This window comes from Aquabacterium sp. (assembly GCF_035476535.1).
Classification (GTDB): domain Bacteria; phylum Pseudomonadota; class Gammaproteobacteria; order Burkholderiales; family Burkholderiaceae_C; genus Pseudaquabacterium.
Genome location: NZ_DATILJ010000172.1, coordinates 1 through 23673, shown reverse-complemented (window position 1 = coordinate 23673; position 23673 = coordinate 1). Strand labels below are relative to the sequence as shown.

The 23673-nt window shown below is 67.2% G+C and carries 23 protein-coding genes; 14 read left to right on the top strand and 9 right to left on the bottom strand.

The features are described 5' to 3' along the window. The first annotated feature begins 3 nt into the window (after positions 1 to 3). Complete coding sequence (locus tag VLK61_RS16700) at positions 4 to 939, top strand: alpha/beta hydrolase (RefSeq protein WP_325422743.1); 936 nt, start codon at positions 4 to 6, stop codon at positions 937 to 939. Positions 940 to 947: 8 nt separating this feature from the next. On the opposite strand, the gene VLK61_RS32270 is transcribed toward VLK61_RS16700, so the two are convergent. Further along, complete coding sequence (locus VLK61_RS32270) at positions 948 to 1481, bottom strand: cupin domain-containing protein (protein ID WP_414636822.1); 534 nt, start codon at positions 1479 to 1481, stop codon at positions 948 to 950. Between VLK61_RS32270 and VLK61_RS32265 the strand changes: the two genes are divergently transcribed. Beyond that, positions 1404 to 1607, top strand: a complete 204-nt coding sequence (locus VLK61_RS32265) for a hypothetical protein (protein WP_414636824.1) — start codon at positions 1404 to 1406, stop codon at positions 1605 to 1607. The two genes, VLK61_RS32270 and VLK61_RS32265, sit on opposite strands and share 78 nt — an antisense overlap. Here VLK61_RS32265 and VLK61_RS16685 read toward each other — a convergent pair. Further along, positions 1600 to 2031, bottom strand: coding sequence for a DoxX family protein (locus tag VLK61_RS16685; RefSeq protein WP_325422741.1), 432 nt, complete (start codon positions 2029 to 2031; stop codon positions 1600 to 1602). The two genes, VLK61_RS32265 and VLK61_RS16685, sit on opposite strands and share 8 nt — an antisense overlap. A 168-nt stretch (positions 2032 to 2199) precedes the next feature. Continuing rightward, positions 2200 to 2757 (bottom strand): HNH endonuclease, encoded by a 558-nt coding sequence (locus VLK61_RS16680; protein WP_325422740.1) that lies wholly within the window; start codon positions 2755 to 2757, stop codon positions 2200 to 2202. A 227-nt stretch (positions 2758 to 2984) separates the two neighbouring features. Here VLK61_RS16680 and VLK61_RS16675 point away from each other — a divergent pair, with 227 nt between their 5' ends. Genes VLK61_RS16675 through VLK61_RS16640 form a run of 8 tightly spaced genes read left to right on the top strand, consistent with a single transcriptional unit; the run spans position 2985 to position 11876 of the window. Beyond that, the gene (locus VLK61_RS16675; RefSeq protein WP_325422739.1) at positions 2985 to 3674 is read left to right on the top strand and encodes a TetR/AcrR family transcriptional regulator; all 690 of its coding nucleotides are present in this window, start codon (positions 2985 to 2987) and stop codon (positions 3672 to 3674) included. 33 nt (positions 3675 to 3707) lie between these two features. Beyond that, positions 3708 to 5498 (top strand): acyl-CoA dehydrogenase C-terminal domain-containing protein, encoded by a 1791-nt coding sequence (locus tag VLK61_RS16670; RefSeq protein ID WP_325422738.1) that lies wholly within the window; start codon positions 3708 to 3710, stop codon positions 5496 to 5498. 34 nt (positions 5499 to 5532) lie between these two features. Further along, positions 5533 to 5967, top strand: a complete 435-nt coding sequence (locus VLK61_RS16665; RefSeq protein ID WP_325422737.1) for a DUF2147 domain-containing protein — start codon at positions 5533 to 5535, stop codon at positions 5965 to 5967. Between the two features lie 30 nt (positions 5968 to 5997). Further along, complete coding sequence (locus VLK61_RS16660) at positions 5998 to 8415, top strand: 3-hydroxyacyl-CoA dehydrogenase/enoyl-CoA hydratase family protein (RefSeq protein ID WP_325422736.1); 2418 nt, start codon at positions 5998 to 6000, stop codon at positions 8413 to 8415. Between the two features lie 13 nt (positions 8416 to 8428). Continuing rightward, positions 8429 to 9658: an acetyl-CoA C-acyltransferase gene (locus tag VLK61_RS16655; protein ID WP_325422735.1), complete on the top strand. Its 1230-nt coding sequence runs from the start codon at positions 8429 to 8431 to the stop codon at positions 9656 to 9658. Beyond that, a complete protein-coding gene (locus VLK61_RS16650; RefSeq protein ID WP_325422734.1) occupies positions 9658 to 10206 on the top strand; it encodes a DUF1569 domain-containing protein in 549 nt (182 codons plus the stop codon). Before VLK61_RS16655 ends, VLK61_RS16650 begins: the two co-directional genes overlap by 1 nt. A gap of 26 nt (positions 10207 to 10232) precedes the next feature. Next, on the top strand, positions 10233 to 10997 hold the full coding sequence (locus VLK61_RS16645) for an enoyl-CoA hydratase (RefSeq protein WP_325422733.1): 765 nt from the start codon (positions 10233 to 10235) through the stop codon (positions 10995 to 10997). Positions 10998 to 11039: 42 nt separating this feature from the next. After that, positions 11040 to 11876 carry an SDR family oxidoreductase gene (locus VLK61_RS16640; protein WP_325422732.1) on the top strand — a complete coding sequence of 279 codons (837 nt, stop codon included), beginning with the start codon at positions 11040 to 11042 and terminating at the stop codon, positions 11874 to 11876. Positions 11877 to 11905: 29 nt separating this feature from the next. Here VLK61_RS16640 and VLK61_RS16635 read toward each other — a convergent pair whose 3' ends face one another. Continuing rightward, entirely contained in the window at positions 11906 to 12322 is a 417-nt protein-coding gene (locus VLK61_RS16635; RefSeq protein WP_325422809.1) for an acyl-CoA thioesterase, read from the bottom strand. A gap of 111 nt (positions 12323 to 12433) precedes the next feature. Between VLK61_RS16635 and VLK61_RS16630 the strand changes: the two genes are divergently transcribed. Then, a complete protein-coding gene (locus tag VLK61_RS16630; RefSeq protein WP_325422731.1) occupies positions 12434 to 14269 on the top strand; it encodes an ABCB family ABC transporter ATP-binding protein/permease in 1836 nt (611 codons plus the stop codon). A gap of 45 nt (positions 14270 to 14314) precedes the next feature. Here the strand turns inward: VLK61_RS16630 and VLK61_RS16625 are convergent, their stop codons facing one another. After that, positions 14315 to 14965, bottom strand: a complete 651-nt coding sequence (locus VLK61_RS16625) for a PEP-CTERM sorting domain-containing protein (protein WP_325422730.1) — start codon at positions 14963 to 14965, stop codon at positions 14315 to 14317. A gap of 211 nt (positions 14966 to 15176) precedes the next feature. Here VLK61_RS16625 and VLK61_RS16620 point away from each other — a divergent pair, with 211 nt between their 5' ends. Continuing rightward, complete coding sequence (locus VLK61_RS16620; RefSeq protein WP_325422729.1) at positions 15177 to 16085, top strand: LysR substrate-binding domain-containing protein; 909 nt, start codon at positions 15177 to 15179, stop codon at positions 16083 to 16085. 27 nt (positions 16086 to 16112) lie between these two features. Beyond that, positions 16113 to 18116: a hypothetical protein gene (locus VLK61_RS16615; protein ID WP_325422728.1), complete on the top strand. Its 2004-nt coding sequence runs from the start codon at positions 16113 to 16115 to the stop codon at positions 18114 to 18116. Positions 18117 to 18168: 52 nt separating this feature from the next. Here the strand turns inward: VLK61_RS16615 and VLK61_RS16610 are convergent, their stop codons facing one another. The 4 genes from VLK61_RS16610 to VLK61_RS16595 form a co-directional block, all read right to left on the bottom strand. Beyond that, a complete protein-coding gene (locus tag VLK61_RS16610) occupies positions 18169 to 18912 on the bottom strand; it encodes an amino acid ABC transporter ATP-binding protein (protein WP_325422727.1) in 744 nt (247 codons plus the stop codon). 5 nt (positions 18913 to 18917) lie between these two features. After that, positions 18918 to 20027: an amino acid ABC transporter permease gene (locus VLK61_RS16605; protein WP_325422726.1), complete on the bottom strand. Its 1110-nt coding sequence runs from the start codon at positions 20025 to 20027 to the stop codon at positions 18918 to 18920. Between the two features lie 2 nt (positions 20028 to 20029). After that, the gene (locus VLK61_RS16600; RefSeq protein ID WP_325422725.1) at positions 20030 to 21211 is read right to left on the bottom strand and encodes an amino acid ABC transporter permease; all 1182 of its coding nucleotides are present in this window, start codon (positions 21209 to 21211) and stop codon (positions 20030 to 20032) included. 70 nt (positions 21212 to 21281) lie between these two features. After that, the gene (locus VLK61_RS16595) at positions 21282 to 22319 is read right to left on the bottom strand and encodes an amino acid ABC transporter substrate-binding protein (RefSeq protein WP_325422724.1); all 1038 of its coding nucleotides are present in this window, start codon (positions 22317 to 22319) and stop codon (positions 21282 to 21284) included. 197 nt (positions 22320 to 22516) lie between these two features. Here VLK61_RS16595 and pyrC point away from each other — a divergent pair, with 197 nt between their 5' ends. Next, positions 22517 to 23548 carry a dihydroorotase gene (gene pyrC / locus VLK61_RS16590; RefSeq protein WP_325422723.1) on the top strand — a complete coding sequence of 344 codons (1032 nt, stop codon included), beginning with the start codon at positions 22517 to 22519 and terminating at the stop codon, positions 23546 to 23548. Positions 23549 to 23673 lie beyond the last annotated feature (125 nt).

The window sequence follows — 23673 nt, the reverse complement described above, 5'->3', positions numbered from 1 at the left end:
ACGATGCAGCGCAGAGATTTCGTCGGCCGGGTCACGGCCGCTACCGCCGGTGCGGCGCTTGCGGCCTGCGGCGACGGCCAGGCCGACACGGCCGCCAAGCCGACCTTTGTGTTCGTGCATGGCGCCTGGCATGGCGGCTGGTGCTGGTCCGAGGTGGTGCGGCTGCTCGCCGAACAGGGCTACCCCAGCGTCGCGCTGGACCTGCCCGGGCATGGCCTCACGGCCCGCTTCCCGGTGGCCTATCTGGCCCAGCCCCAGGACACGGCGGCGCTGGCGACTCAAGCGTCGCCGCTGGCCGCACTCACGCTCACCGACTACCGCGACCATGCGCTGCGCGTGATCCGCGGGCTCGTCGGCGGCGGCAGTGGGCCGGTGATCCTGGTCGGGCACAGCCTGGGCGGTGCCACGCTGAGCGCCGTGGCCGAGGCCGAGCCGGCGCTGGTGCGCCGGCTGGTCTACCTGACGGCTTTCGTGCCCGTGGCGCTGCCCACGGTGCTGCAGTACCTGCTGCGGCCCGACTTCGCGGGATCCGAAGTGCCGCCGCTGTTCGTCGCCGATCCGGCCGCGGTCGGCGCCTCGCGCATCAACCACGCCTCTGCTGATACGGCCTACGTGGCCCGCGCGCGCAGCGCCTTCTATCACGACGTCAGCGACGAGGCCTTTGCCGCCGTCGCCCATCTGCTGACACCGGACGAGCCGATCCAGGCCTTCACCACGCCGGTCGGCGCGACGGCCGCACGCTGGGGCAGCGTGCCGCGGACATTCATCCGCTGCACCGGCGACCGCGCGATTCCTATCGCCGTGCAGGACAAGATGATTGCCGAGGCCGATGCGCTGACGCCGAACAATCGTTTTGTCCAGCAGACCTTGACGACCAGCCATTCACCCTTCGTGTCCAGCCCGGCGCCGCTGGTTTCGGCCTTGATCGCCCAAGCCTGAAGGCCGGCTCAGCGTTCGACCAGATCGGCGGGTGCGACGCCGGCTTCGGCGCAGTAGCGCTGATAGTCAGCCATGCGATCGGCCGTCGTGATGCGGCGCTTCACAGTGCCGTCGTGCGACACGTACTCGACGGTCCCCATCACGACCACCAGCACGACCAGCGGCACCTCGCCCACGGCCTCCCACCAGTCGACATTGCCGGCGGGTTCGTGCACGTAGTCACCGGGCCCGACGAGCTCGCCGCTGCACAGGCGGCGCTGCCCTTCGAGGTTGTAGGCATGCACCTCGCCCGTGTGGCGATGCAGGCCGAGCTTGGTGCCGGGCGCCAGCCGCATCAGCTCCACCCAGCCGCGCCCGCCGGCCAGGAAGCGCAGCGGCCGCGACCACTTGCCCGGGCCTTCCGGTATCCAGGCTACCCGCAGGCGCGGCAGGCCCTCGCCTCGGCCGGGGCCAGGCTGGTGCCGGTGCGTGTCGATGCCGAGGGGCTGGTGCTCGATGGGCTGCCGAGTGAAGTACGCGTCGTCTGCGTCACGCCGGCGCACCAGTTTCCGCTGGGCTACCTGGTGCCGCCGGCGTCGGCGCTGGCCGCGCTGGTTGAACGCAAGCGGCTGGCCGATGGGCACTGCGACCTGCCGGGCCAGGACACCTTGGCCGCCTCACTCAGTTGAAGCGCCCGTCCACGCCGCCGACGCTGTAGCGGCCGGCCCCCAGCAGCGCCACGGCCACGGCGCCGAACAAATAGAGGCCCTGCAGTTCGAGCGCCCAGCCGCCTTGTTCACCCAGCGTCAGGATCTGGCTGCCGTGGGCCAGACCGATGGCCACGAGCATGTTGGCGACCACCACCAAGCCTGCGGCCCGGGTCCACAGGCCGGCGATCAGCAGCAACGGGGCCAGCACCTCGCCCACGTAGACCGCATAGGCCAGCACGCCGGGCAGTCCGGCTTTTTGCAGCATGCCGGCGATGCCGTCGACGCCATGAATGAGCTTGAACAGGCCATGCAGCAGCAGGAGCAGGCCGATCGTCACCCGCAGCACCAGCTTGCCGGCGTCGGCGACGCGGGGCTGGGCCAGGGCGGGGTGGTGGGTGCGCATCGTTTGAGACGCCAGGCGCTTAAGTCCGGCGGAGTGTCCCTGGGGCCGGCAAACCGCGTGCCCGGTCCTGCTGAAGTATCAGGGTCATCCGCGCTCAGGGCGCCGTCACAGCCTTCAGAGTGTCCTGCTGTTTGTGATGTCGCGCTTGCCGTGCAGGCGCAGGGGCCGTCAGCCGTGCAAGCGACTGGAACGAGGCACGCTGGCCAGCAGGAATTCCATCTGGTCGGTCAGGATGCGCCGGCCGCGCAGGATCATGTCCTCGTGCAGGCTGGGCACGTAGGGCAGGTACAGCAGCGTCATGCGCGCTTCTTCGGGCATGCGATTGCCCTTGCGGCCGTTGCAGGCGCGGCAGGCGGTGATGCAGTTCATCCAGGTGTCGCGGCCGCTGCGCGAAACCGGGATGATGTGCTCGCGCGTCAGCGTGTCGAAGCCGAAGCGGCCGCCGCAGTAGGCGCAGAGATGCCGGTCGCGCACGAAGAGCTTGGGGTTGGTCATCGCCGGCGTCTGGCGCCAGGCGCGGCTGGGGATCGAGCCGCGTACCGCGATGATTGAATGCACTTCTATGCGTGATTGCAGCCCGGTGGTGCGCTGGATGCCGCCGCGCAGCACCTGGCAGGCCCGGCCCAGCGTCCAGGCCACGCCGTCGCAGGCATACAGCAGTGCGGCCTCGCGCGGAGTGATCCACGCTTGCGGGCGTCCCGACACGTCGAGCTGCAGCACATCCACCGTCAATAACCTCCGGTCGAATCAACCGGAGCTTAAACCATCCGTGCGGCCCGACATCGGGCCCAGGGCAAGCGAGGCGCCTGGGGCGCCGCCATGGCGTGCGCTGCGCTCCGCACGCGGGCGCCGCCAGGTCTAGTCGTCCGGCTCTAGAAAAACGGCGGAAGTTGGCACCACGGCGCGGCCGGATTCTGCAAAATAGCACGATCGTTCGTTTCATGGTTCGTCCCGTGACTGTCACCTCCTTGCCACCGCCACGCAAACGCAGCAGCACCGCCGGCGGCAGCGCACGTTCGCTGCAAAAAGGGCAGCAGACGCGGGCCGTGATCCTTGAAGCCGCCCTCGGCCAGGCCTCGCACATGGGGCTGGAGGGCTTGTCCATCGGTGCGCTGGCCGAAGTGACGCAGATGAGCAAGTCCGGCGTCTTCGCACACTTCGGCTCGCGTGAAGAGCTGCAGATCGCGGTGATCCGCGAGTACCACGCGCGCTTCGAAGAGGAAGTGTTCTTCCCCGCGGTGCGCGAGGCGCGCGGCCTGCCCCGGCTGCGCGCGCTGTTCGAGCGCTGGGTGCGGCGCGTCTCGGTCGAACTGGACTCGGGCTGCATCTACATCAGTGGCGCGGTCGAGTTCGACGACCGGCCCGGCCCCGTGCGCGACGCGCTGGCCTCGATGGTGCGGGCCTGGCAAAGCGCGCTGGAGCGCGCGATTGCGCTGTCGATCGAAGAAGGCCACCTGCGCGCCGACACCGATTCACTGCAGATGCTGTTCGAGGTGCACGGCCTGATCCTCGCGCTGCACCACGACGCCCGTTTCCTGCGCCTGCCCGGCGCGATCGACCGGGCGCGGGTCGGCTTCGAACGTGTGATCACCACCTACCTGGCCGCTGCGCCGGCACACGCCCCGCGCAGCGCTGCCCGCTGAACCCGTTTCCCTTGCCCTCTCCAGGAGCCTCCCATGCCTCAGTACAACCCGCCACTTCGCGACATGCAGTTCCTGTTGCATGAAGTGCTCAACGCGGCTGAAGAGCTGAAGCGCTTGCCCAAGCATGCCGAGATCGACGCCGACACGATGAATGCGGTGATCGAAGAGGCCGGCAAGTTCGCCGCCGAGGTCACCGCGCCGCTGAATCTGTCGGGCGATGCCGAAGGCTGCACGCTGGACAAGACCACGCATGCGGTCACCGCGCCCAAGGGCTTCAAGGAGGCCTATGCCAAGTATGTCGAAGGCGGCTGGCCGGCGCTGAGCTGCGATCCGGACTACGGCGGCCAGGGTCTGCCGGTGCTGCTGAACCAGTGCATGTACGAGATGCTCAACTCGGCCAATCAAGCCTGGACGATGTACCCGGGCCTGTCGCATGGTGCGTATGAAGCGCTGCATGCCCATGGCACCGACGAGCAGAAGAAGATGTACCTGCCCAAGCTGACCAGCGGCCAGTGGACCGGCACGATGTGCCTGACCGAGCCGCATTGCGGCACCGATCTGGGCATGCTGCGCAGCAAGGCCGAACCGCAGGCCGATGGCAGCTACAAGATCAGCGGCCAGAAGATCTTCATCTCCGCCGGCGAGCATGACCTGGCCGAGAACATCATCCACCTGGTACTCGCGCGCCTGCCGGATGCGCCGCAGGGCAGCAAGGGCATCTCCTTGTTCGTGGTGCCGAAGTTCCTGCCGAATCCCGATGGCACGCCGGGCGCGCGCAACGGCATCTTCTGCGCCGGCCTCGAACACAAGATGGGCATCCACGGCAACGCCACCGCGCAGCTGGTGCTGGAGAACGCCGTCGGCACCCTGGTCGGCCAGCCGAACAAGGGCCTGGCCGCCATGTTCGTGATGATGAACGCGGCCCGCCTGGGCGTGGGCAACCAGTCGCTGGGCCTGACCGAAGTGGCCTACCAGAACGCCGTGGCCTACGCGAAAGACCGCATCCAGATGCGCGCGCTGTCGGGCCCGAAAGCGCTGGACAAGCCCGCCGACCCGATCATCGTGCACCCCGATGTGCGCAAGATGCTGCTGACCGCGCGGGCCTATGCCGAAGGCGGCCGCGCCCTGTCGATGTACACGGCATTGCAGCTGGACAAGATGCTGGCCACCGACGACGAGGACGAGCGCAAGCAGGCCGAGGACATCGTGGCGCTGCTGACGCCGATCATCAAGGCCTTCCTCACCGACAACGGCTGGATCGCCACCTCGGCCTGCATGCAGGTGTTCGGCGGCCATGGCTACATCCATGAATCGGGCATGGAACAGTACGTGCGCGACGCGCGCATCAACATGATCTACGAAGGCACGAACACCGTGCAATCGCTGGACCTGCTGGGCCGCAAAGTACTCGGCGACAACGGTGCGCGGCTGAAGAAATTCGGCAAGCTGATTGCCGAGTTCGTCGAGGAAGAAGGCACCCACGAGGCGATGCAGGAGTTCATCAACCCGCTGGCTGACCTGGGTGACAAGATGACCAAGCTGACCACCGAGCTGGGCATGAAGGCCTTCGGCAATGCCGATGAAGTGGGTGCCGCGGCGGTGGACTACCTGCGCGTGGCCGGCCATTTGTGTTTTGCCTACTTCTGGGCCCGCATGGCCAAGGTGGCGCTGGAAAAGCAGGGTTCCGGGGATGCGTTCTATACCGCAAAGCTCGCGACCGCGCGCTTCTACTTCGCCAAGCTGCTGCCTGAAACCGCGGGCCTGATCCGCACCGCGCGCGCCGGCCTGGCGCCCTTGATGGCGATGGACGAAGCCTTGTTCTAAGCTGCGGTCCCCTACAACTCAGGAGAGCTTGGCCATGAAGAAGATGCTTGTCAGCTTGTCGCTCGTTGCTGCCGCGGGTGCGGCCTGCGCCCAGGCCACGCCAGTGGGCTTGTGGAAGACGATCGACGATGAGAGCAAGACCGAGAAATCGCTGGTGCGCATCAGCGAGAGCGGTGGTGTGCTCAGCGGCAAGATCGAGAAGTTCCTCGACCCGAAGTCCAAGCCCGATGCCGTCTGCGACAAGTGCACCGATGAGCGCAAGGACAAGCCGATCCTGGGCATGACCATCGTGCGCAACGCCAAGCCTGATGCGGAGAAACAGGCATGGGAAGGCGGCGACATCCTCGACCCGAACAACGGCAAGGTCTACAAGCTGCGCCTGAAACCGCTGGACAGCGGCAAGGCGCTGGAAGTGCGGGGCTACATCGGCCCGTTCTACCGCAACCAACAATGGATTCGCGTCGAGTAGCGCGGCCCCAGAAATCTCAATGGAGCAAGAATGAGCAAGTTCAATGTGCGTAAGGTGGCTGTGCTCGGCGCCGGTGTGATGGGCGCGCAGATCGCGGCGCACCTGGTCAACGTCAAGGTGCCGGTGGTGTTGTTCGACCTGCCGGCGAAAGAGGGTGCCAAGAACGGCATCGTCACGAAGGCCATCGAGGGCCTGAAGAAGCTGAAGCCCTCGCCGATCGGCGCGGCCGACGACCTGGCGCTGATCAGCCAAGCCAACTACGAAGAGCACCTTGAACTGCTGAAATCCTGCGACCTGGTGATCGAAGCGATTGCCGAGCGCATGGACTGGAAGCTCGACCTGTACACCAAGATCGCGCCCTTCCTGGCGCCGCATGCGATCGTTGCGTCCAACACCTCGGGCCTGTCGATCACGAAGTTGAGCGAAGCACTGCCCGAAGCGATCAAGCCGCGCTTTTGCGGCATCCACTTCTTCAACCCGCCGCGCTACATGCAGCTGGTCGAGCTGATCCCGACCCCGACCACGCAGCCCGAGATCCTGGACCAGCTGGAAACCTTCGTCACGCGCAGCGTCGGCAAGGGTGTCGTGCGCGCCAAGGACACGCCGAACTTCGTCGCCAACCGCGTCGGCATCGCTGGCATGCTGGCGACGATCAAGGAGGCCGAGAACTTTGGCCTGAGCTACGACATCGTCGACGACCTGACGGGCAAGAAGCTGGGCCGTGCCAGTTCGGGCACCTTCCGCACCGCGGATGTGGTGGGTCTGGACACGATGGCGCATGTCATCAAGACCTTGCAGGACAACCTGGGACCGGACAAGGCGAGCGACCCGTTTTTTGGCAGTTATGCCACGCCGCCTGCGGTGGCTGCGCTGATCGGTGCCGGCGCACTGGGCCAGAAGACCGGCGCCGGCTTCTACAAGAAGGTCGGCAAGGACATCCAGCGTTTCGACCTGGCGACCGGCGGCTATGTCGCGGCCGGCGGCAAGGCCGACACCATCGTCGACCGCATCCTGAAGAAACCGGCGGCCGAACGCCTGAAGCTGCTGCGGGAGTCGACCAATCCGCAGGCGCAGTTCCTGTGGGCCATCCAGCGCAACAGCTTCCACTACGTGGCCGTGCACCTGGCTGATATCGCCGATTCGGCGCGTGAGGTCGACCTGGCGATGCGCTGGGGCTTCGGCATGAAGCAGGGTCCGTTCGAGCTGTGGCAGGAAGCCGGCTGGCAGCAGGTGGCAACCTGGGTGAAGGAAGACATCGAAGCCGGCAAGACGCTGAGCAACGCGCCGCTGCCGGCCTGGGTGTTCGACGGACGCACCGGTGTGCACACGCCCGAAGGTTCGTGGAGCGCCGCGCAAGGCAAATACCTCCCGCGCTCGGCGCTGCCGGTTTACGCTCGCCAGCACTTCCCGGAAGCGCTGCAAGGCGAGGGTGCCCAATCGCCGCTGGCACAAGGCGCAGGGTCGCCTACGGCTCCGGGTACGGAAGAGTTCAAGAACGACGAGCTGCGCGCCTGGACGCTGGACGGTGAGGTGCTGATCGCCAGCATCACCAGCAAGATGCACCTGATCGGCCCCGGCGTCATCGACGGGCTGCTGAAGGCCGTCGAGCTGGCTGAACAGAAGTACCAGGGTTTGGTGATCTGGTCGCCCGATGAACCGTTCTCGGCCGGCGCCAACCTCGAAGCGATGCTGCCGACCTTCATGAAGATGGGCGCCAAGGGCATCGCGCCGGAGATCAAGAAGCTGCAGGACGCGCTGCTGCGCGTGCGTTACGCGGGCGTGCCGACGGTGGCGGCGGTGCGCGGCATGGCACTCGGCGGCGGCTGCGAGATCGCCGTCGCGTGTGCGAAACGGGTCGCTCATATGGAGAGTTATGTCGGCCTGGTCGAAGTCGGCGTCGGCCTGCTGCCCGGCGGTGGTGGCTTGACCTACATCGCCCGCCGTGGCGCCGAAAAGGCCAAGGCGGCCGGTGCCACCGACATCCTGGCTTTTGTCAAGGACGGCTTCCAGGCCGCGGCGATGGCCACCGTGGGCACCAGTGCGCTGGAAAGCCGCAAGCTGGGCTACCTGCTCGATGACGACGTGATCGTGCCGAACAAGGACGAGTTGCTCTACGTCGCGATCGCACAGGCCAAGGCGATGGCTGACACCGGCTGGCGCGCACCGCTGAAGACGCTGTTCCCGGTCGCCGGCCGCTCGGGCATCGCGACGATCAAGGCCCAGCTGGTTGCCATGCGCGACGGTGGCTTCATCGGCCCGCACGACTATCACATCGCCGGCCTGATCGCCGACGTGGTCTGCGGCGGCGAGGTCGATGCCGGCTCGCTGGTCAGCGAGGAGTACCTGATGACGCTGGAGCGCAAGCATTTCTGCAGCTTGCTCGAACACCCGAAAACGCAGGAGCGTGTGATGGGTTTTCTCCAAACGGGCAAGCCCGTCCGCAACTGATCCGGAGCACGACATGAGCAAGCAAGTTCAAGACGCCTACATCGTCGCCGCCGCGCGCACGCCGATCGGCCGTTCACACCGCGGTGTCTTCCGCAACACCCGGCCCGACGACCTGCTGGTGCTGGCCATCCAGGCTGCGCTGCGTCAGGTGCCGGGGCTGGACCCCAAGGCCATCGAAGACGCGATCGTCGGCTGTGCGATGCCCGAGGGTGAACAGGGCCTGAACATGGCCCGCGTCGCCGCACTGCTGGCCGGGCTACCGAATTCGGTGGGCGGCATCACCGTCAACCGCTTCTGCGCCTCGGGCCTGTCGGCGGTGCAGATGGCGGCCGACCGCATCCGCGTCGGTGAAGCCGACGTGATGATCGCCGGCGGCGCCGAGAGCATGAGCATGGTGCCGATGAGCGGCAACAAGCCCTCGTTCAACCCGGCCGTGTTCGCCAAGGACGACAACGTCGGCATCGCCTACGGCATGGGGCTGACGGCCGAGAAGGTGGCGCAGCAGTGGAAGGTCAGCCGCGAGGCGCAGGACCAGTTCGCGCTGCAGTCGCACCTGAAGGCGATCAAGGCCCAGCAGGCGGGCGAGTTCACCGATGAGATCGTGCCGGTCGACGTGCTCGATCGCCTGCCGAACCTCGACAGCGGCGAGGTCACGCTCAAGTCTCGCACCGTCGCGCTCGACGAAGGTCCGCGGGGCGACACCACGCTCGAAGCGTTGGGCAAGCTGAAGACGGTGTTTGCTTCACCGAAGGACCCGTCGGGCAAGCCCACCGGCCTGGGTTCGGTGACGGCAGGCAACAGCTCGCAGACGAGTGACGGCGCCGGCGCGCTGATCCTGGCCAGTGAGAGAGCTGTCAAGCAATTCGACCTGAAACCGCTGGCACGCTTCGTCAGCTTCGCTTCGCGCGGTGTGCCGCCGGAGATCATGGGCATCGGTCCGATCGAGGCGATTCCCGCGGCGCTGAAGTACGCCGGCCTGAGTCTGGCCGACATGGGCTGGATCGAGCTGAACGAAGCTTTCGCGGCGCAAGCGCTGGCGGTGATCAACACCGTCGGCCTGAACCCCGAGATCGTCAACCCGATGGGCGGCGCGATTGCGCTGGGCCATCCGCTGGGCGCCACCGGTGCGATCCGCGCGGCGACGGTGGTGCACGCGCTGCGTCGCCACAACCTGAAGTACGGCATGGTGACGATGTGCGTGGGCACCGGACAGGGTGCCGCGGGTATTTTCGAAAGAGTGTGATGGCACGCCGACGCAGCCTGCTGCTGGCCGCCACCGGCGCCCCGCTCGCGGCCGGCCTGGCCGGCTGCGGTGACGCGCCCGTGCAGCGCTTTGCGACGCTGGCCGATGCACGCGTCGCCGTGGCGGCGCTCGCCGATGGCCGCACCCGGACGGCCGACGGCTGGCCGCTGGTCAAGGTCTTGCAGCATGCGGCGCAAAGCATCGACTACTCGATCGATGGTTATCCCGAACTGAAGTCCGCGATGTTTCGCCACACCGTCGGCGCTGCGGCCTGGGGCGTGTTCAATGCGCGGGGCGCGATGCGGCACGCGCTGGACGAACCCATTCCCGGCGCCACGACGCTCGACGCCACGCTGCCGCTGGAGCAGGCCATCGGCCGCCTGATGACCGCGTTCGCCCGCTTCGACGCCCACACCGGCGCCTTGAAGCCGCATTTCGCCTACGGCGCTTTGGACAAGCCGGCCTATGCCCGCGCCCACCTGATGCACCTGGCCAACCATTGGTCGGCCTTCGTCACAACACCCCCAGCGCCAGGTCCCAGCGCCTGAGCACGCCCCTCAACCAGGAGACCCCGATGGACACCATCCGCACCGCAACGCTGAATGGCGTGGCCACGATCGAGATCGCACGCCCGGAGAAGAAGAACGCGCTGACGCAGGCGATGTACCAGGCGATGGCCGATGCGATCCACGCCGCGGTGGCTGACCCTTCGGTGCGCGCCGTGCTGATCACCGGCCAGCCCGGCATCTTCACCTCAGGCAATGACCTCGAGGACTTCATGCAGCGTCCGCCGCAAAGTGGCGATTCGCCCGTCGCGCGCTTCATGCGGGCCTTGCTGGACTGCGAGAAGCCCGTGGTCGCCGCCGTCACCGGCGGCGCGGTGGGCATCGGCACGACGATGCTGCTGCACTGCGACCTGGTCTATGTCAGCGACGAAGCTCGGCTGGCGATGCCTTTCGTCAGCCTCGGGCTGGTGCCCGAATATGCGTCCAGCCTGGTGCTGCCGCAGCTGTTGGGCCATGTGAAGGCAGCCGAGAAGCTGATGCTCGGTGAACCCTTCAACGGCGCCGATGCGGTCGACTGCGGCATCGCCAACGCGGTGCTGCCCGCCGGCGAGGTGGTGAACCACGCCCGCCGCATGGCCGAGCGCTTCAATGGCCTGCCACCCGGCGCGGTGCGCGACACCAAACGCCTGATGCGAGCGGCCAACAAGGCACAGATCCAGCAGGTGATGGCCAGCGAAGGCGAGATCTTCAGCTCACGCCTGCGCAGCCCGGAGGCGATAGAGGCCTTCCAGGCCTTCTTCCAGAAGCGCAAGCCGGACTTTTCGAAGTTCTGACACCGCGGGGCACGTGCCCCTGCCGCAGCAAGGAGACAGACCATGGAACGCAGCCTCAAGGACAAGACTCTGCTGATCACCGGTGCCTCGCGCGGCATCGGCCTGGCGATCGCGATTCGCGCGGCGCGGGACGGCGCCAACATCGTGCTGCTGGCCAAGACGGTGGAGCAGAACCCGAAGCTGCCCGGCACTTTGTCCAGCGCCGCTGCCGAGATCGAAGCCGCCGGCGGCCAGGCGCTGCCGGTGCAGACCGACATCCGCGACGAAGAGGCCGTGGCCCGCGCGGTGGCCGCGGCGCTGGAGCGCTTCGGCGGCATCGACATCCTGGTCAACAACGCCAGTGCGATCAGCCTGACGCCGACGGCCGCCACGCCGATGAAGCGCTTCGACCTGATGATGGGCGTCAACGCGCGCGGCACCTACTGCTGCACGCAGGCCTGCCTGCCGGCGCTGATCAAGTCGGCCGAAGCCGGGCGCAACCCGCATGTGCTGACCATGTCGCCGCCGCTGAACATGAAGGACCACTGGTTTGCGCCGCATGTGGCCTACACCCTGGCCAAGTACGGCATGAGCATGTGCACGCTGGGCCACGCGCGTGAATTCCGCCGCTACGGCATAGCCGTCAATAGCCTGTGGCCGCGCACGCCGATCAAGACCGCCGCATTGCAGATGATCCCTGGCGTCGATACCAACAAGTGCCGCACGCCGGAAATCCTGTCCGACGCCGCCTGCGTCATCCTGACCCGCGACGCCAAGACCACCAGCGGCAACTTCTTCATCGACGACGAGGTGCTCGCGGCCGAAGGCGTCACCGACCTCGACCGCTATGCCGTCGTGCCGGGCACCACGGACTTCCTGCCCGACTTCTTCATCGATTGACCGCCGAGGCCCCTTCGGGCTTCAGGGCTTCAGGGCTTGGGGATGGGCCGCGGCTTGCCCTCGTTGTCGATGGCCACGTAGGTCAGGTTGGCGTTGGTGACCCGGACCACCTGCAGGTTGGCCGGGTTGCGTTCGGCCAGCACTTCCACATGCACGGTGATCGAGGTGGTGCCGATACGCTCGACCCGGGCGTAAAAACTGACCAGGTCGCCGACCGACACCGGCTGCTTGAAGACGAACTGGTTCACCGCCACGGTGGCGATGCGGCCCTTGGCGATGCGTGATGGCAGCACCGCGCCGGCCAGGTCCACCTGGGCCATCAACCAGCCGCCGAAGATGTCGCCATTGCCGTTGACATCGGCGGGCAATGGCATCACGCGCAGCACCAGTTCGCTGCCGTCGGGCAAACTCAAGGGGCCGGTCAGATTGGCTTTCACCTCAGGCATCTGGCCGGAGCTTGTGGAGTCGGTCATTGCCTTCACCTGTTGATGCAGTTGCGGACCCGCCGCATTCTTTCACGCCCTGCCCGAGACCCCCCAGGTTCCTCCTCTGTTCCCATGCGCCGCTCCGCCACCGCTCCGCTGCCTGTTGCCGCCGCCGAACCCGCCGCCCGCTCGGACTGGCAGACGCTGGGCAAGCTGCTGCCCTACCTGTGGGAATACCGCTGGCGCGTGGCGCTGGCGCTGCTGTTCCTGCTGGCGGCCAAGGGCGCGAACGTCAGCGTGCCGCTGCTGCTGAAGCACCTGGTCGATGCGCTGGACCTGAAGGCCGGTGATCCGCGGGCGCTGGTGGTGGTGCCGGCAGGCCTGCTGCTGGCCTATGCGGGGCTGCGCCTGTCGACCTCGTTGTTCACCGAACTGCGTGAACTGGTGTTTGCCAAGGCCTCGTTCGGCGCGTCGCGGCAGATCGCACTGCAGGTCTTTCGCCACCTGCACGAGCTGAGTCTGCGTTTCCACCTGGAGCGCCAGACCGGCGGCTTGTCGCGCGACATCGAGCGGGGCACGCGGGCGCTGCAGTCGCTGGTGTCGTATTCGCTGTACAGCATCCTGCCGACGCTGGTCGAAGTGACGCTGGTGCTGGCGATCCTGGGTTGGCGCTTCGATGCGGGTTATGTCTGGATCACGCTGGCGGCGCTGGTGGCCTACATCGTCTTCACCGTCTCGGTCACCGAATGGCGCACGCGCTTCCGGCGCGAGATGAACGAGCTCGATTCACGCGCGCACACGCGGGCCATCGACGCGCTGCTGAACTTCGAAACCGTCAAGTACTTCAACAACGAGGCGCTGGAGGCCGCGCGCTACGACCAGGGGCTGGATGCGTTCCGGCGCGCGCAGATCAAGTCGCAGACCACCTTGTCGATGCTCAACACCGGCCAGCAGCTGATCATCGCGCTGAGCCTGGTGGCGATGCTGTGGCGGGCGACGCAGGGTGTGGTGGACGGCCGGCTGACGCTGGGCGACCTGGTGATGATCAATGCCTTCCTGATCCAGCTGTACGTGCCGCTGAATTTTCTTGGCGTGCTGTACCGCGAGGTCAAGCAGAGCCTGACCGACCTGGACCGCATGTTCGACCTGCTCGAGCGTGAACGCGAGGTGGCCGACGCGCCGGGCGCTGCGGTGCTGGTGGTCAGCGACGGCATCGTGCGCTTCGAGCAGGTGTCGTTTGCCTATGACCCGGCGCGGCCGATCCTGCATGACGTGAGCTTTGAGATCCCGGCCGGCAAGACAGTGGCGGTGGTCGGCGCCTCCGGCGCCGGCAAGAGCACGCTGGCGCGCCTGCTGTACCGCTTCTACGATGCCAGCGGCGGCCGCATCACGATCGACGGGCAGGACATCCGCCAGGTCACGCAGGCCAGCTTGCGCCGGGCGATCGGCATCGTGCCGCAGGACACCGTGCTGTTCAACGACACGGTGGGCTACAACATCGGCTATGGCCGGGCCGGGGCATCGGCGCAAGAGGTGGAAGGCGCGGCGCGGGCCGCGCACATCCACGACTTCATCACGTCGACGCCCAAGGGCTACGACACCATGGTCGGCGAACGGGGTCTGAAGCTGTCGGGCGGCGAGAAGCAGCGCGTGGCGATTGCCCGCACCTTGCTGAAGAACCCGCCGGTGTTGATCTTCGATGAGGCTACCTCGGCGCTGGATTCCCGCAACGAGCGCGCGATCCAGGCCGAGCTGAAGAGCGCAGCGCAAGGCAAGACCGCGCTGGTCATCGCGCACCGCCTGTCGACCGTGGCCGATGCGCACGAGATCGTCGTGCTCGAGGCCGGGCGGGTGGCGGAGCGCGGCTCGCATGCCGAACTGCTGGCGGCTGATGGGCGCTATGCGCAGATGTGGCGGATGCAGCAGCAATCGGCGGAGTTGTCGGCCGAGCAGGTGGCGGCCCCATGAAAAACGCCCGCACAAGGCGGGCGTTGTGAACAGAGCGAAACCGCTTCAGCTCTTGCGGCGGCGGGTGGCCGATGCGGCACCGACCAGTGCCAGGGCGACCAGCGCGACACTGGCGGGCTCGGGCACACCGGGCGGGGTGGTGGCGTCGTCGGTCTGGAAGCTGATGTCGTCGAAGAAGAAGGCGAGCGGGGCGACCGTGAATTGCACCGACGCATACTCGACGCCCGAATCGAGGGTCACGAAAATGTGCTGCCAGGTCGACGCACCGTCGCCGCCCAGGGTTTGAGTGATGTTTTGGCCGGACGTGGTGGTGGCGATGATGTTGAGCACACCGGTGCCGCCCGTCTTCTTCATCCAGAAGTCGAAGGTGCCTTCGAACCCGTCGTGGACGGTGAAATTGATCGACGTATTGGCGCAACTCGACAAGCAGCCGTTGTAGAGAACGTTGGTCAGCGCGCCGTCCGGGTCGCCGGAGTTCGCGCCGTGACCTGCGATCTGGGCGATTGCCCCATTGCCACCAGTGAACTCGGTGTGGCCATGCAATGTGTCTGCCGCGCCGTTGTAGAAATTGGGCAGCGTGGCAGTGGTTACGCCTGTGAAATCGAGCGTTCGCGTCACTAGCGCAGCGCTGGCCATCTGCGGCAGGCCGACAGCAATCAGGGCCGCGGCGGCCAGGGTGCGCAAGGTCTTGGACATGTTCTGCTTCCTGCTGGAGTGTTTGGCGGTTGTCGCTTGGCGGGTGCTGCGATGCCACGCGGTTGACATGGGCTTGACTGTATCCAAGGCCTTGCGCTATCACGGGGGCCGGGGCCCCTCCGTTTAAGGGGGTTTTCCGGAGCCTGCCCCTCAAACGGTGGGTGGGAAGCGATTGGCGGCGGGGCCGCCGCCCACCGCTACACTGCCGGCCGTGGAAACCAAGTGGCTAGAAGACTTTGTCAGCCTGGCGGAGACGCGCAGTTTCTCGCGTTCGGCCCAGTTGCGGCATGTCACGCAGCCGGCGTTTTCGCGGCGCATCCAGGCGCTGGAGGCCTGGGCTGGCATCGATCTGGTCGATCGCTCGGCCTATCCCACCCGCCTGACCTCGGCCGGCGAGACGCTGCATGCCCAGGCGCTGGAAATCCTGGTGGCCTTGCAATCGGCACGCAACCTGATGCGTTCGCACCGTGCCAGCGGGCAGGACGTGATCGAGTTCGCGGTGCCGCACACGCTGGCCTTCACCTTCTTCCCGCACTGGCTGATGGAGCTGCGCCGGCGCTTCGCGTCGGTGAAGACGCGGCTGATCGCGCTGAACGTGCATGACGCGGTGCTGCGTCTGACCGAAGGCGGCTGCGACCTGCTGATCGCCTACCACCATGCCTCGCAGCCGCTGCAGCTGAGCCCCGATCGCTACGAGATGCACTCACTCGGCCAGGAAACCCTGGCCGCCTACGCCAAGGCCGATGGCGAGGGCCAGCCGATGTTCCGCCTCGGCGGCAGTGGCCCGGTGCCGCTGCTGGCCTATGCCTCGGGCGCCTACATGGGCCACATGGTCGAGCAGATCATTCGTCAGATGCCGGCGCCGCCGGCGCTGGAGACGATCTATGAAACCGACATGGCCGAGGGCCTGAAGGCGATGGCGCTCGAAGGCCATGGTCTGGCTTTCCTGCCGGCCAGCTCGGTGCGCAAGGAGCTGAAGGCGCGGCGTCTCGTGCCGGCCGCACCGCCCGGCGTCGGCGAGCTGACAATGGAGGTGCGCATCTACCGCGAGCGGCCCGAGGTCGCGCGCCATGCCAAGCCGGCGGCACAGGCGCTGTGGGACTTTCTGCGTCACTCCTGAACAAACACAAGCCTCGGGACAACGTGCATGCGACGCATCACCGCTTGGCAGTCCCATCCCGAGGCGACATCGCCGGTTGCGACGCATGGCCATGCCGTGCGCGGCAACCGGCGCAGGCTCGTCGTGTTCGGCGTGGTGTTCGGCCTGTGCCTGATGGCCGGATTGACCTGGGATCTGGCGCGCCCACCCGTGTACCGCGCCAGCGCGCGACTGCAGATCGACTTGCCCGGCCATGCCCCCGCGGGGGCAAGTGCCACCACGGGAGGACCGACGTCGTGGGGTGCCGACTTCCTGTCGCAGGTCCAGGTCATCGACAGCGGACCGCTGCTGACGCAGCTGGCACGCCGCCTCGCCGAGGAGGGTGTGCCACTCGATACCGCCGGGTCCGATCCGGTGGCCGTGCTGCAGGACATGATCGCCGTTCATCCGGTGGCCGGTACCGAGGTGGTGGAGTTGCAGGCCACCGGATCGACGCCCCGCGTCCTTGCGCCGGCGCTGAACCGGTTGATGGCGCTGTACAGCGAACACGTGCTGACCAGCTATCGCCAGTCGAACGAGCAGCGTGGGGCCGGCTTGCGCGACGAACTCGGCCGGCTTGAGAAGTCCGCTGAAGAGCGGCGCAGGCAACTCGATCGATTTCGCGGGCGTGCCGGCATCGTCACAACAGAGCGGGACGAAAACGAAGCTGTTGCGCGCAGTCGCGGCTTGTCCACAGCGCTGAACAGCGCGCTGGAAAAGCAAGCGGCGGCCGATGCGCGGGTGGACTCGCTGCTGCAAGGCGCGGCTGGAGCCGCCGGCACGACGCGCAGTAGGGACGACCCGACGCTGGCGGCGCAGGAGAGCCGCATTTCCCAGTTGCGCGAAGAGATCCGTGAGATGGAACGCAGCTTCACCGCCGACTTCATGGCCATGGATCCCCGGGCGCGCGCACTGCGGGCGCGGCTGGCAGAACTGGAACGACAAGTCGCGCAGCAGCGCATCGACAACCGGGATTCGAACCTCGCCAAGGCCCGGGAAGAGGCTGCCGGCGCACGCGCCGCGGTGGAGCGTCTGCGCGAACAGTTGCAGGGCGAGCGGCAAGGCTTGCGGTCCGCCAGTACGGGCTACGCGCAATCAAAATTGCTCGAAGACGACCTGGCGCAGATCGAGCGCGCCAGGCGCGACACGCTGGAGCGCCTGACCCGGCTGGAAGCCGAGGAACGCAGCCGCGCGCCGCGCGTGAGCGTGCTGGATCCGGCCGTCCCGCCGACCCAGCCCTTCCGGCCGGACTACTGGCGCGACGGCGCACTGGTGCTGGCGGGCTCTTTGCTGCTGGCGCTTGGGGTCATGGGCGTCGTCGAAGTCTTCAACCGCGAACCGGCCATGTCGGTCGCGTCCCCTGCCGCACTGGTGTTGCCGCAAGCCTGGCCTGTCCTGTCACGGCCCATGGACACGTCGGCGGCGGCCTTGCCGCCGCCGGGTCAGGCCCTGCTCGCGGCACCGTCTCCGCGAGAGCTTGATCAGCCTGAAGCGGCCGCGTTGCTCGCCGCGGCGCAAGGTCAGGCCCGCTGGGCTTGTGCCGCCGCACTGCTGGGACTTGCGGCGCAGGAGCTGGTGGCATTGCGCCGCGCTGACCTGGACGGCACGAGCGGCAGCTTGCAGGTGAGCGGTGGCTCGGCGAGACGCGTCACGCTGCCGCGCTGGCTGCAGGCCGAACTCGAGGCCGAGCCTGCCGAGCCGCTGGGCTTCGTCCTTCACGATGCCACCGGTCAGCCTCTGCGCATCGAGGACCTCGCGGCGATGGTGAGTGGTGCCGCTGTCGATGCGGGCATTGATCGCGCTGCCGAGGTGACGCCACAGGTCCTGCGCCACACCTGCATTGGCTGGCTGATCAGCCAGGGCCTGCGTTTTGCCGAGCTGCCGGCCCAGGTCGGACGCGTCAATGCGCAGACCGTCGCCGACTTTGCCAGCCGTGCCCAGCATCTGCCGCGCCGCAACGCCGACGAGATCGAGTTGATGATGCCCGCCCTGAGCATGGACCCGCGCGGCTGAACCTCAGCGCCCGCCAGCGCGGTGGGCCAACGGTGCAGCGCCGGGTCAGCGCTCAATGGCCGAGGATCTTGGACAGGAAGTCCCTGGTGCGCTCGCTCTTCGGGTTGTCGAAGAACTCATGCGGCGAGTTCTGCTCGACGATCTGGCCCTGGTCCATGAAGATCACGCGGTCGGCCACGGCCTTGGCGAAGCCCATCTCATGGGTCACGCAGATCATCGTGATGCCCTGATTGGCGAGCTCGATCATCACGTCCAGCACTTCCTTGATCATCTCCGGGTCCAGCGCCGAGGTCGGCTCGTCGAACAGCATGATCTTGGGCGTCAGGCACAGTGCACGGGCAATGGCCACGCGCTGCTGCTGGCCACCGGAGAGCTGCAGCGGGTACTTCTGCGCCTGCTCTGCGATCTGCACCCGCTTGAGCTGAACCATCGCGCGTTCCTCGGCCTCCTTGCGCGGCAGCTTGCCGACCCACATCGGCGCCAGGGTCAGGTTCTCCAGCACCGTCAGGTGCGGGAACAGGTTGAACTGCTGGAAGACCATGCCGACCTGCTTGCGGATGGCCTCGATGGCCTTGACGTCATCGCTGAGTTCGACGCCGTCGACACGCAGCACGCCTTCCTGATGCTCTTCGAGCCGGTTGATGCAGCGGATCAGCGTCGACTTGCCCGAGCCCGAGGGGCCGCAGATGACGATGCGCTCACCCTTGGCGACGACCAGGTCGATGTCGCGCAGCACATGGAAATTGTTGCCGTACCACTTGTTGACCTTCTCGAAGGTGATGATGGGTTCGCTCATGGGGGTCAACGATTCTTCGAGGCAGACAAGCGCTTCTCGACCCACAGGCTGTAGCGGGACATCGAGAAGCAGAAGGCGAAATACACCGCGGCGATGAACAGGTAGGCCTCGATCTTGAACGGCCGCCAGTTGGCGTCGGAGTTCAGCGCCAGGCCCATCGCGCCGGTCAGCTCGTAGAGGCTGACGATGGTGACCAGCGAGGTGTCCTTGAAGATCGAGATGAAGTTGTTCATGATGCCCGGCACCACCAGCGCCAGCGCCTGCGGCAGCACGATCTTGCGCTGCGCCTGCCAGTAGCTCAGGCCCAGCGTGTCGGCCGCTTCCTGCTGGCCCTTGGGGATCGCCTGCAGCCCGCCGCGCACGATCTCGGCCATGTAGGCCGCCGCGAACAGCGTGATGCCCACCAGCACGCGCAGCAGCACGTCGATGCTGGTGCCGGGCGGCATGAACAGCGGGAACATGAAGCTGGCCATGAACAGCACGCTGATCAAGGGCACGCCGCGGATCAGTTCGACATAGATCACGCAGATCGTCTTGATCGCCGGCATCTTCGAGCGACGACCCAGCGCCACCCCCACCGACAGCGGAAAAGCCAGCACGATCGACAGCGTGGCCAGCAGCACGGTCAGCGGCAGGCCGCCCCAGCGATCGGTCGGCACCACGGCCAGGCCGCCGACGCCGCCATGCATCAGCCCGAAGAACAGCGCCAGCACCGCCAGCCACAGCAGCGCGAGCCAAGGCTTCCAGAACACCCGCACGCAGCTGACCATCAGCAGCGCGACCAACAGGATGGTCGCGATCTCGGGCCGCCATTGCTGGCCGAAGGGGTAGCGGCCGAAGATGATCAGGCGGTACTTCTCGTTGATCACGCCCCAGCAGGCGCCGATGCCGCGGGCGGCCTGGCAGCGGTCGGCGTCGGCGCTGAACACGGCCTTCAGCACCGCCCAGTCGACCAGCCCCGGCAGCCACCACAGCAGGAAGGCCGCCATCAGCACCGTGATCAATGCGTTCTTCCAGTCGCCGAAGAGGTTGCGCTTGGTCCAGGGCAGCAGGCCCTCGGTGCGCACCGGCGACGGGCGCGGCGCGATCGGCAGGAAGGTCGAGGACGAATCCATCGTCATCGCTCCTTGATCGCCGCGCGCTGGTTGTACCAGTTCATCACGCCCGAAGTCGTCAACGAGGTCGTCAGGTACACCAGCATGATGATCGCGATGCACTCGACCGCGCGCCCGGTCTGGTTGATCGCGGTGTTCGAGATCGAGACCACGTCGGGGTAGCCGATGGCCACCGCGAGCGACGAGTTCTTCGTCAGGTTCAGGTACTGGTTGGTCATCGGCGGGATGATCACGCGCAGGGCCTGCGGCAGCACCACCAGGCGCATCTGGTGGCCGCGCGACAGGCCCAGCGCGTTGGAGGCTTCGCTCTGCCCGCGCGGCACCGACTGGATGCCGGCCCGCACCACCTCAGCGACGAAGGCCGCGGTGTAGAAGGTCAGGCCCAGCAGCACCGAGATGAATTCCGGCGTGAAGGCGCTGCCGCCGTCGACCGACACGTCACTGACCGTGGGCAGCTTCCACGCGGTCGGCGCACCGCCGGCCAGCCAGCCGGCCAGCGCAGCGACGATCACCATGGCGAGCGCCGGCAGCAAGATCGGCCGCGCCTGGCCGGTCTGCTCGAAGCGCTGTCGTGCCCAGCGAGCCCACAGCCAGCCGGCGGTCAACCCCATCAGCGCGCCGATGCCGGCCAGCGCCTGGCCCAGGCCCCACACCGGCACCGGAAAGGTGAAGCCGCCCTTGCTCAGGAAGAACAGCCCAAACAGCGACAGCGGCTCGCCCGGATCGGGCAGCCACTCGGTCAGCAGCAGGTACCAGGTCAGCAGCTGCAGCAGGATCGGCACGTTGCGGAACAGCTCGACGTAGCCGTAACACAGCCCGCGCACGATGGCGTTGTGCGAGAAGCGGCCGATGCCGACCAGCGTGCCGATGATCGTCGTCATCACGATGCCAATGACGGCCACGCGCAGCGTGTTCAGCACGCCGATCAGGAAGGCCTTCCAGTACGGGTCCAGCGCGTCGTAAGGGATCGGCAACTCGCCGATGTCGAAGCCGGCCGGACCCTTCAGGAAGTCGAAGCCGCTCTGGATGCCGCGGACCCGCATGTTCTCCAGCGTGTTGTGCGCCAGGAACCACACGGCCAGCACGATCAGGCCCAGCGCCATCACCTGGTACAGCAGGCCGCGCACGGCCCGGCTGCGCAGGGACCAGTCACGCTTCTTCTTCGGTAGGGCTCGTGCCGTCATGCGCTGCCTGTCCTCCAGCGCGGCGGGGCCTCAAGCGCCCGTCGCGTTCCTCGTCGTTGTCGGGCAGGGCTTATCGGACCGGCGGGGCGTACATGATGCCGCCCTTGTTCCAGAGGTTGTTCACGCCTCGGGGCAGGCCCAACTGCGACTTTGAGCCAACGTTGCGCTCGAAGATCTCGCCGTAGTTGCCGGTGGCCTTGATCGCGCGGTAGGCCCAGTCCTTGTCCAGCCCCAGCAGCTTGCCGGTGTCTTCCGAGGTGCCGAGGATGCGCATCACCACCGGATCGGTGCTGCTCTTCTGCTGGTCGACATTGGCCTGCGTCAGGTCGTATTCCTCGGCCTCGACCAGCGCGTAGACCACCCACTTGGCGATCGAGAAGAACTCGTCGTCGCCGCGGCGCACCGAGGGGCCCAGCGGTTCTTTCGAGATCAGCTCGGGCAGGATCAGGTGGTCGGCCGGGTTCTTGGCCTCCTGCTTGCGCTGCGAGGCCAGGCCCGACGCATCGGTGGTGTAGGCCTGGCAGCGGCCGGCGAAATAGGCGCCGGTGGCGGCTTCGACCTTCTCGAAGACCACCGGCTTGATGTCCAGCTTGTTGGCGCGCGAGAAGTCGGTCAGGTTCTTCTCGGTGGTGGTGCCCGATTGCACGCACACCGTGGCGCCCTTCAACTGCTTGGCGCTCTTGATCTTGCCCTTGGCCGGCACCATGAAGCCCTGGCCGTCGTAGTACGTGGTGTTGGTGAACAGCATGCCCAGCGAGGCATCACGCGTCAGCGTCCAGGTGGTGTTCCGCGACAGGATGTCGATCTCGCCGGACTGCAGTGCGGTGAAGCGCTGCTGCGCATTCAGCGGCACGTACTTCACCTTGCTGGCGTCGCCCAGCATCGCCGCGGCGATGGCCTTGCACACATCCACGTCCAGGCCGGTCCAGTTGCCCTGGCTGTCGGCCGCCGAGAAGCCAGCCAGGCCGGTGTTCACGCCGCACACCAGCTGACCACGGGCCTTGATCGCGTCCACCGTCTTGCCGGCCTGGGCGGGCAGGGCGGCGAGGCCCAGCGTGGCCGCGGCGCAGGCGGCAGTGAGAAAGGTCTTCGCGGTGACATGGTTCATTTGCAGCAGCTCCTCGGGTTGGTCCGCACCGAAAGCAGGTCGGTCGACCCCTTCCGGTGCGTGCGGGAGTATAGGAACGCAAGAACCATGCTCGCCGTGGCGGCAAACCCGTAGTGGGAGTCGGGCCGTCAGGACCTGACTGCGCGTGCAGCCGGCCACCCAGCAGCCGCGCCGGCGCCCGATGCGAAAATCCGCCGATGACGACCCGCCTCACGCTCACCCGCCCTGACGACTGGCACTTGCATCTGCGCGATGGCGCGGCGATGGCCGCCGTGCTGCCCCACACCGCGCGCCAGTTCGCCCGCGCGATCGTGATGCCGAACCTGAAGCCGCCGATCACCAGCACCGCCGCCGCGCTGGCTTACCGCGAGCGCATCCTGGACGCGCTGCCGGCCGGCGCGGCCTTCGAGCCGCTGATGACGCTGTACCTGACCGACAAGCTGCCGCCCGACGAGATCCGCCGCGCCCGCGAGGCCGGCATCGTCGCAGCCAAGCTCTACCCGGCCGGTGCCACCACCAACAGCGATGCCGGCGTCACCGACATCCGCCTGATCCACCCGGTGCTCGAAGCGATGCAGCGTGAAGGCCTGTTGCTGCTGGTGCATGGCGAGGTCACCGACCCGGCAGTCGATGTGTTCGACCGCGAGGCCGTATTCATCGAGCGGGTGATGCAGCCGCTGCGCCGCGACTTTCCCGAGCTCAAGGTGGTGTTCGAGCACATCACGACGAAAGACGCTGCGCACTACGTAGCTGATGCGGATGCGCACACCGCTGCGACCATCACCGCCCACCACCTGCTCTACAACCGCAACGCGATTTTCATGGGCGGCCTGCGCCCGCACTACTACTGCCTGCCGGTGCTGAAGCGTGAAGTACACCGCCAGGCGCTGGTGGCCGCAGCCACCTCCGGCAGCGCGAAGTTCTTCTTGGGCACCGACAGCGCGCCGCATGCGGCTGCGCTGAAAGAGGCCTCCGTCTGTGGCGCCGGCTGCTACACGGCGCTGGGTGCGCTGGAGCTGTATGCCGAAGCCTTCGAAGCCGCCGGCGCGCTGGACAAGCTGGAAGGTTTCGCCAGCCACCACGGCCCGGCGTTCTACGGCCTGCCGCGCAACGCCGACACGGTGACGCTGGAGAAGACGCCGTGGACCGTGCCGGAGACCGTGGCTTTCGGGGATGCAGTCTTGAAGCCGCTGCGGGGCGGCGAGACGCTGGCCTGGCGGCAGGCGTGACGCCAGGCCGCACGGCCTTCAGAAGAAGCCGTCGTCCCTGTCCATCGCGCGCTGGCGCCGGTGCATCAGCTTCAGCCAGCGCTTGGTGTCGCCCTTGTCGGCCAGCAGGATCAGCTCGCGCTTGA